We start from the raw sequence: 14,156 nt of genomic DNA, 5'->3' as shown, positions 1-14,156 counted from the left end.
TCATTCTTCCTCCTGTACAGCGAAGTTTTCAAGTTCCCCATCTTCGCGTAAAATTTGAGTCAACTGATCTTCAACAGCCTTAAGCTTCGAATGGCAAAGCCTTGATAAATCCATTCCTTGTTTATATATGGAGATGGCTTCTTCCAAGGGCACATCGCCTTCTTCCAACTGCTCAACGATTTTTTCGAGGTTCTCCATCGCTTCTTCAAACGTAGCTTCCTGTTTTTTTGTCATGGTTCAATCCGCTCCTTTATTTCTTTAATTTCACATTCAAGTGTTCCATCTTTAATCGAAACCGCTATCTTATCCCCTTTGGATACTTGCTGTGTACTTTTCACCAATGTCTCATCCTCAGCAAAAACCAAACCATAGCCCCGTTCCATGATTTTTAGTGGACTTAGGGCAGATAGAGTGGCTGTTATATGGACGAACTGCTGTGTTTTTTGCCGATAGATGGCTTCCATGGCCCTCCGTAAATCCTTTGTATGCTGCTGTAATTCATCTTTCGCATTTTTCACCGCTTGTTCAGGATGCTGCTTTTTCAGAATATCATTCAGCTGATTCAGCTCATCCCTCTTTTTCATGAAATATCGCGTGCTGGTCCTACCTAGCCTGTCCATCGTCTTGTCTAGCTGTTCCAGCTTCTGTTCATACATTTTATGTGGATAACGGAAGGCATAAGACCTCTCCATCCTGGTCAAACGGGTCCGTTCAAAATTCACCGCTTCTTGAATGGAGCGGGTCAATCGGTTCTTGCGGTTCATCAGGCGTTCGAGTATTTCATTCAAGTGAGGAACCGCTAACTCTGCTGCACCAGTCGGTGTAGGAGCACGCATATCGGCGACAAAATCAGCAATTGTAAAATCTGTTTCATGACCGACAGCAGAAATGACCGGTATATCGGAATCATAAATCGATTCGGCCACTACCTCCTCATTAAACGCCCATAGTTCCTCGATGGAGCCTCCGCCCCTACCGACAATGAGAACATCGCTTTCCGCCCTTGCGTTAGCCATGGTAATTGCCTTGGCAATCGATTTAGCGGCATTATTCCCTTGTACAAGGGCTGGATAAACGATGATCCTGGCGATTGGATATCTCCGCTTGATGGTTATCAGGATATCTCTTAATGCAGCTCCGGTCGGTGATGTTATGACACCTACAGATTTAGGGTACTGCGGGATCGGCTTCTTGTGTTCGGCCAAAAACAAACCTGCCGCCTCCAGCTTTTTCTTCAGCTGTTCATAAGCAAGATACAAATCCCCCACACCATCAGGGGCCATGCTTTTCACATAAAGCTGATATTGTCCCCCTGCTTCATATAATGATATATCGCCCTTAACAAGTACCTTCATACCATTTTCGGGCAGGAATTTCATCCCTTTATTATTGGCGGCAAACATTACGGAGAGAAGCCGGGCCTTCTCATCTTTTAAAGTAAAATACATATGTCCGCTTGTATGTTGTTTAAAATTTGAAATTTCACCTTTTATGTATACATTTTGCAAATGAGGGTCGGCATCGAACTTCCTTTTGATGTACTTCGTTAAAGCCGACACACTCAAATATTGTTGGTTGCTCATATCATGTCTCCTTCCGATGGAAATCGGATATAAAGAAAACCGCCTATGGATTACACTTGAACTTGATCAATCCATGAATGGAAAAAAGCGGTCTCCCGTTATTATAAAACAAGAGGTCCGCTTCTTTAAAATAATTTAACGCTTTTTTCAGCTTTTTAATGCTTGCCCGTTCTGTTCAAGTGCTTTTTGAGCAGATTTGACCGTATTCTTCATAAGCATCGTAATCGTCATTGGACCAACGCCTTTAGGAACAGGTGTAATGTATGAAGCCTTATTTTTCACTTCATCAAACGCCACATCACCGCATAGCTTCCCTTCATCATTCCTGTTCATTCCGACGTCAATGACGACTGCACCTTCTTTAATATGGTCACTCGTGATCGTGTCCCTCTTTCCGACAGCTGCCACAACGACATCGGCTTGCTTCGTATAATAGGCAAGATCCTTTGTCCGTGAATGACAGTATGTAACGGTTGCATTTGCATTTAAAAATAATTGTCCAGCTGGTTTTCCGACGATATTACTTCTCCCTACGATGACAACATGCTTACCTTCAAGGTCATAGTCGATATACTCAAGCATCACCATGACGCCATATGGAGTACAAGGTAAATATGCATCTTGCCCCGTCATCATCCGGCCAATATTAATCGGGTGGAATCCATCAACATCCTTTTCAGGCGAAATCGCTTCAATGATCGCTTTTTCCTGAATATGTCCAGGCAATGGCAGCTGCACCAATATACCATGAATGCTGTCATCCTGATTTAATTCAGCAATGCTCTGAATTAATTCCTCCTGCGAGAGTTCCGCAGGCTTTTTAATCAATACGGAATGCATGCCCAGGTCCTCACAGGCCTTTTGCTTATTGCGTACATAAGTTTGTGAAGCTTGATTGTCACCCACCAGGATTACAGCCAAACCCGGGACGATATTTTTTTCACGTAATTGTTGAACTTCCTTGCTGATTTCCTGCCTAACTGACTCCGCAATTTCTTTACCATTAATGATTTGAGCTGACATGTGTTTATTCCTCCCAAGTTAATTTCGCTAAAGAAATTGCTGTGAGAATCCAAGGCTGCAACTTTAGCTGCCGCTTTTCACCTTTACTTTGGATAAAACGGCATTTACAAAGCTGCTCGATTGATCATCACCGAATTTCTTAGCAATTTCAATAGCTTCATTCATTGCAACACTTACAGGAACATCTTCACTGTGAACCATTTCATAAACCGCGATCCGCAGTAAATTCCGATCAATGTTCGCCAGTCTTTCCAACGTCCAATTCTCTAAGTTGTCCCTGATCATTCCATCGATTTGTTCTCGATTTTCCGTTATTCCCATTACCAATTTCCTGAAATATTCATCAGTTGGGGCACCATCCAATACGCTTTCCATTGCTTCTTCTGCATTCGAGTTGGCAATATCTATCTGATATAGTGCTTGAAGGGATTTTTCACGGGCTTCTCTTCTTTTCATAATCTTACTCCTTTAACATCTACTATTATATATGAAAATGCTAGAACAAACGAACATTAAATAACATTTTTTCAAAAATATTAAGATTTTCGCTATATTTTTTAAAATTCCAGCTAAATCCCACTAAAATCAAGGCCAAAAGACTCAATATCTTGAATCAAGATAACATCTCAAGATTACTTTCCAAATAAACGGCCAACACAATCCCATACTTTTTGAAAGTGTCAAAAAGCTCATGCCTAGCTTTCATGCTCATATTTCACCTTTTACACTCTAACAGAAATCACCCTTGAATTAAAGGGAAACTTCCAGACACCGCCTTATTATGTTCATTTAAATTTAATATTATAAGCAGGCTCCAAATTAGGGGTATCACGCAGTATACATTCAAAAAAACAAAAACCCGGCTTTTTGCCGGGTTTTTGCAGGTGTGAATCGAATGAAGCCACTTACACTTCTTGTTCGTAATCCGCTTCTTGTTTAGCGTTTTCAAACGCAATGCCCACTACATGAATGTTCACTTCACCAGCGTCGATAGCGGTCATGTTCAACAAAGCTTCACGAATGTTATCTTGAACTTCCTGAGCAACTTTCGGAATTGAAACACCAAACTTCATGACACAATAAAGTTCCACTTTGATGGAGTCTCCCGTTAAGTCCACTTTAACACCTTTACCGTGGTTCTTTTTACCAAGCTTTTCAACCACACCCGTAGCGAAATTCCCGCGCATATGTGCAACACCTTCAACTTCCGATGCAGCGATACCCGCAATCACCTCTATCACCTCAGGCGCAATCTCCACTTTGCCCAGCCCACTATTATAATCATTCATTTCCAGTAATTGGCCTTCCATTTCACTCATTCAAAAGCACCTCCTGTCTTCCTTTACATTATGAGTTCATTACATCATATATTTCAAGGAATTTGGTATTAAATTCCCCGGAAACAAATTGTTCATGCTGAAGTAACTTAATATGGAAAGGAATTGTGGTACTGATCCCTTCAATGACAAACTCACCTAAGGCGCGTTTCATCTTCTCGATCGCCTCTTCCCTAGTCGATGCATGGACGATCAATTTAGCGATCATGGAATCATAATACGGCGGTATCGAGTACCCAGGGTATGCAGCGGAATCCACACGAACTCCGTAGCCGCCTGGTGGTAAATACATTTGGATCTTACCTGCAGATGGCATGAAATTCTTTTCTGGATTTTCCGCATTTATCCGGCATTCGATAGACCATCCGTTAAAAGTGACATCCTCTTGTGAAAGCGATAGTTTGTTACCTGAAGCAACTTTGATCTGTTCTTTAATCAAATCCACGCCCGTTACCATTTCTGTAACTGGGTGTTCAACCTGGATACGTGTATTCATTTCCATAAAGTAGTATTTTCTATTCACATAGTCATAAATAAATTCTACTGTTCCGGCACCTGAATAGTTAACGGCAAGTGCAGCCGTTACTGCAGCCTGCCCCATTTCCGCACGTGTTTCACCATCCAAAGCTGGTGACGGGGTTTCTTCAACCAGTTTTTGCAAACGTCGTTGGACCGTACAATCACGCTCACCTAAATGGATGGCGTTGCCATGGTTATCTGCCATGACCTGTATTTCAACGTGACGGAAGTCCTCGATGAACTTTTCAATATATACGCCAGGATTCCCAAATGCCGTCGCGGCTTCCTGCTGCGTGATGTTAATGCCTTTAATGAGATCTTCTTCCGTCCTTGCAACGCGGATACCTTTACCGCCTCCGCCGGCAGTAGCTTTGATGATGACTGGATAGCCCATTTCATTAGCTAGGGCTACACCCTCATCCGTATCTTTAATTATGCCTTTAGAACCTGGAACGATCGGTACACCAGCTTTGCGCATGGTTTCCCTTGCTACATCCTTTGTTCCCATTTTGTTGATCGCTTCGGGGCTAGGACCGATGAAAATGATATTGCATTCACGGCATAGCTCAGCAAAGTCGGCATTTTCAGCTAGGAATCCATATCCCGGATGAATTGCATCAGATCCCGTTTTCTTGGCTGTGCTGATAATGTTCGTTGTATTTAAATAACTGTCTTTTGATAATTTTGGACCGATGCAATATGCTTCATCCGCAATTTGAACATGCAATGCTTCTTTATCTGCTTCTGAATAGACTGCAACAGTCTCGATTCCTAATTCCTTGCATGCCCGGATGATTCGGACAGCAATTTCCCCACGATTGGCAATTAATACCTTCTTAATCATTTAGAAACAGCTCCTCATTCAGGCTTTACTAAAAATAATGGTTGACCATATTCTACAAGCTGCCCTTCTTTTACAAGGACTTCAACGATTTCACCGCTTACTTCAGCTTCGATTTCATTGAAAAGTTTCATGGCTTCCACGATGCAGACGATGGAATCCCCCGTTACTTTATCGCCTGTTTTAACGTATGCAGGTGAATCCGGTGCAGGAGATTGGTAGAATGTCCCTACCATCGGAGAAGTGATTTTATGTAAATTTTCCTGTTCAGTGGCGGCAGCAGCAGGTTTTGCTTGCTCAACAGCCTTCGGCACTGCAGGGGCAGGTGCCGCTGCGGGCTTGACCTCTACAGCTGCATTGGCTTGAACAACATCTGGAGTAGCTACTGGTTGTAATACTGTACCCGTTTCAGTTTTTTTCAATTTAATTTTCGTTCCTTCATTTTCAAAAACGAATTCACTGATATTTGATTGATCGACCAGCTTAATAATTTCACGAATTTCTTGCACTTTCATTTTGTGGCACCCCTTGTCTAATTTAATATGAGTTTGTGAGGCAATATATTTTATGTAACCCTACCCTTAGCTTATCCTACTTTGTCCAATACTGCACAAAGTAGCCGCTTTCTTTATGCGAATGCGAATAAACTGAATACAAACCTCATCTGTATTATAACAGATATTTCACTTTCTCAAAATATTGTTTCCCTAAGAAAATTGAAAAGTTTATGACCAGCTTCTAACATCATACAATATTAGCTTATACAAATTCAATGATAGATTAATTGTAACTTATTATCCATACTTCTATCTTACACCTTTATTATAATATTGTGAATATTTTTCACCCGTGGCGCCTTAACGCATTCTCTTGAATATCGCTTTACATTCATAGAAAATCAGCCATAATATACATGTCAATTACTTTTCTAAAATATTACGGATGATCATTATTACCATTTTTATTGGAGTTCCTTATGCCAATTGACATAAAAAAACTTTTCCTCTAAAGTTTCCAGATTGTAAGATAGTAAAAAAACATAATAAAAAGCCCCCTTTTTTTTTATTAAGGGGGCTTTCAAATTTTTATGATGTTGAACTGTTCTGTATCAGCACCTTTTTCTGTATGTGTATTTACTTTTCCGGTTGGAAATCGACCACTACATTTTGTGCATCGCTCACTTCTTTCCTAACGAGGCGGATAATGTTATTGGCCTCTGTTTTCGTTTGTTTATCTGCCTTGACACTCACCTTTACATCCGTGCCATCCACCCGTACCAGTGCGGCATTATAATCCATGGCAACTATTAAGTTTTCGATGATATTTTCTTTTACTTTCGTTTCACTTAATTGCTCGATTTTTGCATAAGCCTCGTCTCTTTCTTCAGCTGATAGTTCTGTGTTGCCCATCTTTGCAGTCAATTCTTCATTCAGCTTCGCCCGTTCATCTTCAATCTGCATCCTTAACGATTCGAACTCATCCCCAGATGCAATGGTTACAGAAGAACCTTCTGTATTTTTGGACGTTTCTTTTTCACTTTTATTTTCCCCTTTTGTATCCGCTTTGTTCTCTGTTTTAGTTTCTGCTTTATTTTCTTCCTGTTGCTCTGTTGCCGTCATATCGGCTGCATTTTCTTCAGGAGCGGTTAAATAATAGACTGAAAGCACAACGACCAGACTTAGCATAGTCAATAACCAAACGGTTTGTTTTTTTAATAACATGTAGATTTTCCCCCTTATTTTTTAGGCATGACAGAAACCCTGTGACTCGGTACATCAAGTGAGCGTGTGACAGCCTCGATGATCCACTTCTTTATTTGAATGTTTTCGGCCCCTTTAGCGACAACCAGGACTCCTCGTACACTAGGTTTTTTCGTTTCCGAAATGATCGGTCCCTCTTTTTCACCGCTCTTGACCAAAATTAGCTGTTCATCAACAGATGTGTCTTCAACCGTCCTTTTGCCGCCTTCCTGATCGGTTTCTTCAGTAACTTGTTTTTGGGTGACTTTGTTTCTTTCATATACTTTTTTCTCGGATGCATCGACGTAGATTACGACTTTTACATCCTGGACGCCTGCAATGGATTCAAGCGCTTCCTTCATTTCATTCTGAAGATATATTTCATAATCTTTTGTTGTCTTGAATTCTGATTTCTTCTGGCCGAATGTTTCAACATCCCCCTCATCATCCTGCTGTTTATCATTGTTGAATACCGTCTTCACTTCAGGTGTTTGTCCAGTCTGGTTGGTGGTTAACAAATTCCCGGCCATCATGATTCCCGCTCCCAAAAGGACAACTATTAGAGCATAGACATACAGGGAAGGTTTTTTTTCCTTAGGCTCTTTTTGGTCAGGATCTTTATTTAATAGTTTTTGCAGCCAGGATAATGGACCTTTGTCTTTGTTCAATACTCAGTCACTTCCTTTCCCCGGCGATTTCAATGATTTCTTCATCAACGGACCAACTTGTTGCCAGAAACCTTTTGACAGCATCCAGATTGGCATCATTCGAAGTGGATGGGCTATCTGCATCGATATCAACCTTCGCTACTGCCTCTATCTCCGAGTTTTCTTTCCCTTCTGCCTGTTCCAATGAGATGGTTATGTTCTGCAGATCATCAACACTCGGCTCTTCCTCATTCTTGACACCTACATCAATTGAACTAATCTTCATGTTATAATCCACCATCAGCTCCTCTTCCACTTCTGCCTGTAAGTCAACAGCCATTTGTTTTAAAATATATGCACCCTGGGTAGCTTGTATTTCTTTTTTCTTCATTTCTGTCAAATTTCCTAAATCTTTTTTTTCCTGATCCTGAAATTCGCTAGTAGCCGCAGTGAGAATATCGTCGAAATCCATATTGAATAATCCCAATATAGGAGTGATGATGATCGCAATCAGTAAAAGTCCGATGACCATTTTGGCATACTTCTGTAAAGTTGAATTCGGAAGAAGCATATCAATCACAGTAGCCAGCAATACAAATATGATGATGTTGGATACCCAGCCAGCTAAAAAACTCACCAAGCCCTCCTCCTTTCTAACGAACCATCAGGGTAATGTTTCCAGAGGCGATAATTACCGTGACACTTAAAAAAAACATGAGTGAGACGATGGCCAATGCAGCGAAAATATAAATCATGCTTTTACTGATAATGTCGAGGCATTTTATTACAGGTCCTCCGCCCAGAGGCTGCAAAAGACTCGCTGCCAATTTATATACAAAAGAAATCATCAAGATTTTCATGGCGGGAAATGTGGTAATGAGCAGGAGAATGATGACGCCTGACAAGCCCACTGTATTTTTCAAAAGGACGGATGCACTGATGACCGTATCCGTTGCATCGGTAAACATGCGCCCTATTACCGGTATAAAGTTACCTGTCACGAATTTGGCTGTCCTGATGGTCACTCCGTCAGCTACAGCTGAGGATGCTCCCTGTACGGAGATCACACCAAGGAATATGGTCATGAATGCTCCAAGGATACCGATGGCAAAATTACGGAGAAGTTGTGCCATCTGAGTCACTTTGTAATGTTCGGTCAGCGTGCTGACTATGCTTAAAATCGCTGCAAAGAATAATAACGGAAGGACGACAAACTGGATCAAGATGCCGCTTGTATTCATCAAGAACATCAATACCGGATGAAAGAATGCTGCCGATACAAGTCCGCCTGAAGCGGCTATCAATGCCAAGAGTAAGGGGATGAGCGCCATTAAAAAGGAAATCATCAAATCTATCGTATCTTTTGTATATTCCATCGCCACATGAAAACTGTTAAGTGCCAAAATGATCAGCACCATATAAACGATTGCATAAGCAACCTTACTTACTGAGCTTTGCTCGAAAGCATTCTGCAAAGACTGGAGGAACATGCTGAAAACGGTTAATAAAATGAGTGATCCCAGCAGCTTTCCATTCACGAGCAGTTCATGAAAAATGAATTTTGTCATTCCCTTTATCCATTGCTCAAACGAAAATTTCTTATCTCCGCTTACAAAATCCATGAAGCTTCCTTTCTGGCTTTCCGGTAAGAATCCTCCATATTCGGTAACGATGTCATCCCAATATTGTTTGAGCTCATCTACACCCAGCCTTTCTATTTGGGATTGTACCAGTTCGGACTGCATGATCGGCTCTTGATCGATTTCACCATTTTCTGGATTTTCGGCAGCTTGTCCAATAGATGCATGCAAAAAAAAGAGTAAAACGAATAGAATGGATAAGTAAGGCATCCGCTGCTTCATACATTCACCTCATTGACTAGTAGGAGTAATCCGTTAACTTGGGAGCATCTGTAAAATCGTTTCGATAATGACCGTCAAAATCGGAATCGCCATGGCAAGAATCAAGATTTTTCCGCTCAATTCTATTTTGGATGCCAGCGAACCTTGCCCCGCATCTTTTGTAATTTGAGAAGCGAATTCTGCAATATAGGCAATTCCGATTATTTTTAAGATGGTCTCTAGGTACACGGTATTTACATTCGCATTAACTGCAATTTTTTCTAACATTAAAATGATTTCGTATATTTTGTCAGCTAAAAAAAGAAAGATGGAGCATCCTACAAAAACGACTAGCAGGAATGCGAAATTTGGTTTTTGCTCTTTGACGATCAGTGCCAAAAAGGTAGCAACTAGGGCAATCCCCACGATTTTTATGATTTCAATCGCGAATCCCTCCCTTACTGAAATAGAAATACAGATTTAATTTTTTGAAATAAATCCTCTACAACAGAAGCAACCATGAATAAAATATAGATAAATCCGAAAAGTGTCACCCACTGGGCATATTCCTTCTTCCCAACCTGATCGAGTATCGTGTGAAGAAATGCCACAACTAGCCCAACACCCGCTATTTTAAATATGATGTCCACATCAATGCCCATTTTCATTCCCCCCACATATTCCTACATCAGCAAGATGATCAATAATAGCCCTGATAAAAAACCAAGACTTTTCATCATTTTTTCATATTTTCCCTGGCGGTCGAGTGCGTCGCTCTCTTCCCGTTCCAAGTGTGCCATCGTTAGCATGATTTGCTTTTGCTGATGATATTTATCGCTTTTTCCAAGCGTCTCCCCAAACTGTGAAAGAATTTCGAATTCTCCATGTTGTAAAGCAAGGGATTGCCATATTTTCTTCAAACTATCATCCCATGCTTCTTTGACGGTGGTCTCACCTGACTCGAGTAGATTTGCAAATGTATCGAAAAAGATGGATAAAGGTTTGGCCATCTGTTTGGAAAGTTTCCTTGCCGCTTCTTTCAAAGGTGTATGACCATACATGATTTCAGCTTCAAGCGATTGCATGGCCACTTTCAGCTGTCTCAGTTGACGGGGCCTCATACTTAATTTTTTCGCAGCTTCGAAACCTGCCCATGTCGTTGCAATAATAATTATCGCTGCTCCTATAATCTTAAACATGCGGGTTCACACTTTCTCCCAAGAAAATGGGAACCCCCGCTGCATCAAGGACTTTGTAGCCCCTCTTGCCGGATTTATTTCTCTGTAATTCTATAAAACGTTCAAAGATGTCTTGCTTTAAAATTTCGGCGATAAAAGGTCGTTTCTTAATCTCATCCAGAGTATGGCCATGTGTGGTTATCATGAGTTTAATACCGGCATTCACCGCTTCGAGCACAGCCTGCGTATCGGCTGCACGACCTATTTCATCCACGATCAATACATCCGGGGACATTGAACGGATCATCATCATCATCCCTTCCGCTTTAGGACATCCATCGAGCACATCAACCCTTGTTCCAAATTCGAGCTGCGGCACTCCATGAACACATCCGGCAATTTCCGAGCGCTCGTCCACTATCCCCACTTTTTGAGGAGCAATGCCACGTTTTTCATTACCACTGGATATCATTCTTGCAATATCACGTAATATAGTCGTTTTTCCCGTTTGCGGAGCACCTATCAACATAGTATGTTTCCATTCCCCGTCATATAAATATGAAGTGAGTGGTTCAGCTGCACCTATTTTTTCACGTGCAACCCGAATATTGAATGAGGATATATCCCTGATTGCTTTGACCGACCCATTTTCAAGGATCACCTTCCCAGCAAGCCCCACCCGATGTCCGCCCGCTATGGTTATATAACCCCGCTTTAATTCTTCCTCAAGTGTATATAACGAAAATTGACCTATTTGATTTAATAATTGATCTGCATCCAGATGGGTCACTTCATAGGAAAAGAAGTATGGTTCCCCTCCTACAATGACCTCAAGCGGCCTTCCAACCCGTATTCGCAGCTCTTCCATCCTATCGATCATCATCGGTGTCATACCCCGGAGTTGCTCGTTTAATTTTTTCGGTAAAAAAGAAAGAATCGTTTCCATTTTGACAATCCTCCTGTATACACCACTTTCAATAAAATATATGCCGACAAGCCCATAATGATGACAGGCTATTAAAGAAACAGACCTTTTATTGATTTTTTATATCTTCCCGGATCAAAAAACAAAAAAAGACCGAGAAATTATCCCGGTCTACAGTCTGTAGGCAAATTTTAAGAAAACGAGTTTGCCTACGTTTTTTTATGGCTTGTACAGTAAGTAAGGACTATCAGAAAGTGGTGACACACCTTATTTGGCAAGAATAAATGGAAGTAGCAGATCATCTACGTCATCATGAAGTCTAATCCAATAAAAAATCAAAAAGGTTTCGGAATAAGACCATTCCGAAACCTTTTTGTCTACAATTTAAGGCCGAGAAAATAATATCGGCCTCCTAACAATTATGCACGCGATACGTATGAACCTTCATTAGTGTTGATCAATAATTTGTCACCTTGGTTGATGAAGAATGGAACTTGAACCGAAAGGCCCGTCTCAAGTACGGCTGATTTCGTGCCGCCTGAAGAAGTATCTCCTTTAATTCCCGGCTCAGTCTCCGCCACTTCAAGTTCCACTGTGTTCGGAAGCTCGACCCCAAGTGTTTCCGATTGGAAAGTCATGATATGCACTTCCATATTTTCCTTAAGGAATTTAAGTTCACGTTCAATGCTTGAAGCAGGCAATTCGATTTGGTCATAGGTTTCGTTATCCATGAATACATGGCTATCTCCACTTGCATAAAGATATTGCATCTTGCGGTTTTCAATATGCGCTTTAGCAACTTTTTCACCAGCACGGAATGTTTTCTCTTGGATCGAACCCGTACGAAGGTTACGAAGTTTAGAACGTACAAAAGCTGCACCTTTACCAGGTTTAACATGTTGGAACTCGATAACCTGCCAAATTCCATTATCTACTTCAATTGTAACACCCGTGCGAAAATCGTTTACAGAAATCATAAATTTGTCCTCCTACATGTACATGTTTACAGAATGATTAACTCTTTGGTTGAATGAGTAAGTGCTTCGTTACCTTCTATTGTAACGATTGTATCATCTTCAATCCGCACTCCGCCTACACCCGGTAAGTAAATGCCCGGTTCAACGGTTACAGCCATACCTGGTTCTAAAATGATATCAGACTTTAAGGATAATGCTGGACCTTCATGAACTTCAAGACCGATTCCATGTCCGGTCGAATGACCGAAATACTGGCCATATCCCTTTTCTTCAATTAGATTTCGAGTTAGTGCATCCGCTTCCCTGCCAGTCATACCAGGTTTGATCCCAGCCATTCCCCGCAGTTGAGCTTCCAAAACAATGTCATAAATATTAATAAGTTCTTCACTTGGCTTGCCAACTGCTAATGTCCGAGTGATGTCAGACACATACCCGTCATAGTATGCCCCGTAATCCAATGTGACAAAATCGCCTTTTTCGATGATTTTATCCGTAGCCACTCCATGCGGAAGTGCGGACCTTATGCCGGATGCTACAATGATATCGAAGGAAGAAGAAGTTGCCCCTTGTTTCCTCATAAAGAATTCAAGTTCATTGGATACATCCAGTTCCGAGATCCCTGGACGCAGGAAATCCAGAATATGTGTAAACGCAGCATCAGCGATAGCAGCCGCTTCCTTTAATATCTTAATCTCTGATGAAGTCTTTATCAAGCGTAAATTCTCAATAACACCCGACACCGGCAAAAGTTGACCATCAACGGCCGCTTCGTATGCCTTATATGTGGCATAGGTCAAATGCTCTTGCTCAAAGCCCAGCTTGCCGATATTCATCGATTTAGCCTGCTTGCCTACTTCTTCGATGATGGTTCCTTTGTGTTGAACGATCTCATAATCCGGTGCCTGTTTGCCCGCTTGTTCCACGTATCGGAAATCAGTGATGAATTTAGCTTCTTTTTGGGAAATAAGGACAACGCCTGCACTTCCCGTAAAGTTGGTCATGAATCGGCGGTTATATGTACTGGTGATCAAAAAACCATCAATGCCCGCCTTTTCCATTGAGGCCCTTAAGCGCAATAGTTTATTCATTTAATTTCTCCCCTTTGCAATCTTTGTAATCGCCTGCAAAGCCAATTCATATCCGTGTATCCCCAAGCCGACAATCTGTCCCGCCGATACCGCCGCGGTCACTGATTCATGCCGAAAGCTTTCACGGGCATGTATGTTCGAAATATGCACTTCCACCACAGGAACATCAATTCCGGCTATTGCATCACGAATCGCATAGCTATAATGAGTAAAAGCTCCAGGATTAATGATAATCCCGTCGATCCCATGATCCTCTGACCAATGGAGCTTGTCGATGATCGCTCCTTCATGGTTCGTTTGAAAAGAGGTTAATTCCACATTTAACCCTTGAGCCTGCTGCATTAATTGCGCTTCCACATCCGCAAGCGTCGAGGATCCATAATGCGCAGGTTCCCGCTTCCCCAAGCGATTTAAATTCGGACCATTGATTAATAAAATTTTTGTCATCATCAAACACC

At 41.5% G+C, this 14,156-nt stretch carries 18 protein-coding genes; all 18 read right to left on the bottom strand.

The window, feature by feature from the left end; genetic code table 11:
- On the bottom strand, positions 1–234 hold the full coding sequence (locus ACQKNS_RS14180; protein ID WP_034308286.1) for an exodeoxyribonuclease VII small subunit: 234 nt from the start codon (positions 232–234) through the stop codon (positions 1–3).
- Positions 231–1,583: an exodeoxyribonuclease VII large subunit gene (gene xseA / locus ACQKNS_RS14175; protein ID WP_427643697.1), complete on the bottom strand. Its 1,353-nt coding sequence runs from the start codon at positions 1,581–1,583 to the stop codon at positions 231–233. Before xseA ends, ACQKNS_RS14180 begins: the two co-directional genes overlap by 4 nt.
- Positions 1,584–1,730: 147 nt before the next feature.
- Complete coding sequence (gene folD / locus ACQKNS_RS14170; RefSeq protein WP_427643695.1) at positions 1,731–2,606, bottom strand: bifunctional methylenetetrahydrofolate dehydrogenase/methenyltetrahydrofolate cyclohydrolase FolD; 876 nt, start codon at positions 2,604–2,606, stop codon at positions 1,731–1,733.
- A 63-nt stretch (positions 2,607–2,669) separates the two neighbouring features.
- Positions 2,670–3,062 (bottom strand): transcription antitermination factor NusB, encoded by a 393-nt coding sequence (gene nusB / locus ACQKNS_RS14165; protein WP_098369841.1) that lies wholly within the window; start codon positions 3,060–3,062, stop codon positions 2,670–2,672.
- 449 nt (positions 3,063–3,511) lie between these two features.
- Positions 3,512–3,916 carry an Asp23/Gls24 family envelope stress response protein gene (locus ACQKNS_RS14160; RefSeq protein WP_422121650.1) on the bottom strand — a complete coding sequence of 135 codons (405 nt, stop codon included), beginning with the start codon at positions 3,914–3,916 and terminating at the stop codon, positions 3,512–3,514.
- Between the two features lie 37 nt (positions 3,917–3,953).
- Positions 3,954–5,306 (bottom strand): acetyl-CoA carboxylase biotin carboxylase subunit, encoded by a 1,353-nt coding sequence (accC, locus tag ACQKNS_RS14155; protein WP_260284667.1) that lies wholly within the window; start codon positions 5,304–5,306, stop codon positions 3,954–3,956.
- 14 nt (positions 5,307–5,320) lie between these two features.
- Complete coding sequence (gene accB / locus ACQKNS_RS14150) at positions 5,321–5,818, bottom strand: acetyl-CoA carboxylase biotin carboxyl carrier protein (protein ID WP_427643693.1); 498 nt, start codon at positions 5,816–5,818, stop codon at positions 5,321–5,323.
- Between the two features lie 618 nt (positions 5,819–6,436).
- Positions 6,437–7,024 (bottom strand): SpoIIIAH-like family protein, encoded by a 588-nt coding sequence (locus ACQKNS_RS14145; RefSeq protein ID WP_427643691.1) that lies wholly within the window; start codon positions 7,022–7,024, stop codon positions 6,437–6,439.
- A 14-nt stretch (positions 7,025–7,038) separates the two neighbouring features.
- Positions 7,039–7,710, bottom strand: coding sequence for a stage III sporulation protein AG (gene spoIIIAG / locus ACQKNS_RS14140; RefSeq protein ID WP_427643689.1), 672 nt, complete (start codon positions 7,708–7,710; stop codon positions 7,039–7,041).
- 7 nt (positions 7,711–7,717) lie between these two features.
- A complete protein-coding gene (spoIIIAF, locus tag ACQKNS_RS14135) occupies positions 7,718–8,326 on the bottom strand; it encodes a stage III sporulation protein AF (protein WP_427643687.1) in 609 nt (202 codons plus the stop codon).
- 16 nt (positions 8,327–8,342) lie between these two features.
- Positions 8,343–9,551, bottom strand: a complete 1,209-nt coding sequence (spoIIIAE, locus tag ACQKNS_RS14130; RefSeq protein ID WP_427643686.1) for a stage III sporulation protein AE — start codon at positions 9,549–9,551, stop codon at positions 8,343–8,345.
- Positions 9,552–9,584: 33 nt separating this feature from the next.
- The gene (gene spoIIIAD / locus ACQKNS_RS14125) at positions 9,585–9,974 is read right to left on the bottom strand and encodes a stage III sporulation protein AD (RefSeq protein ID WP_214789950.1); all 390 of its coding nucleotides are present in this window, start codon (positions 9,972–9,974) and stop codon (positions 9,585–9,587) included.
- A gap of 14 nt (positions 9,975–9,988) precedes the next feature.
- The gene (gene spoIIIAC / locus ACQKNS_RS14120) at positions 9,989–10,192 is read right to left on the bottom strand and encodes a stage III sporulation protein AC (RefSeq protein WP_034308319.1); all 204 of its coding nucleotides are present in this window, start codon (positions 10,190–10,192) and stop codon (positions 9,989–9,991) included.
- Between the two features lie 21 nt (positions 10,193–10,213).
- Positions 10,214–10,729: a stage III sporulation protein SpoIIIAB gene (gene spoIIIAB, locus ACQKNS_RS14115; RefSeq protein ID WP_427643685.1), complete on the bottom strand. Its 516-nt coding sequence runs from the start codon at positions 10,727–10,729 to the stop codon at positions 10,214–10,216.
- Complete coding sequence (gene spoIIIAA / locus ACQKNS_RS14110; protein ID WP_427643683.1) at positions 10,722–11,654, bottom strand: stage III sporulation protein AA; 933 nt, start codon at positions 11,652–11,654, stop codon at positions 10,722–10,724. The genes spoIIIAB and spoIIIAA overlap by 8 nt, the downstream gene beginning before the upstream one ends.
- A gap of 398 nt (positions 11,655–12,052) precedes the next feature.
- A complete protein-coding gene (gene efp, locus ACQKNS_RS14105) occupies positions 12,053–12,610 on the bottom strand; it encodes an elongation factor P (RefSeq protein ID WP_192205468.1) in 558 nt (185 codons plus the stop codon).
- Between the two features lie 26 nt (positions 12,611–12,636).
- Complete coding sequence (locus tag ACQKNS_RS14100) at positions 12,637–13,698, bottom strand: M24 family metallopeptidase (RefSeq protein ID WP_427643681.1); 1,062 nt, start codon at positions 13,696–13,698, stop codon at positions 12,637–12,639.
- Entirely contained in the window at positions 13,699–14,145 is a 447-nt protein-coding gene (aroQ, locus tag ACQKNS_RS14095) for a type II 3-dehydroquinate dehydratase (RefSeq protein ID WP_076365401.1), read from the bottom strand. It lies immediately after the preceding gene.
- Positions 14,146–14,156 lie beyond the last annotated feature (11 nt).

Source organism: Peribacillus sp. NPDC094092, assembly GCF_050279365.1.
Taxonomy (GTDB): domain Bacteria; phylum Bacillota; class Bacilli; order Bacillales; family DSM-1321; genus Peribacillus.
The sequence above is the reverse complement of the archived record's forward strand: the minus strand, read 5'-3'. Positions and strand labels throughout refer to the sequence as shown.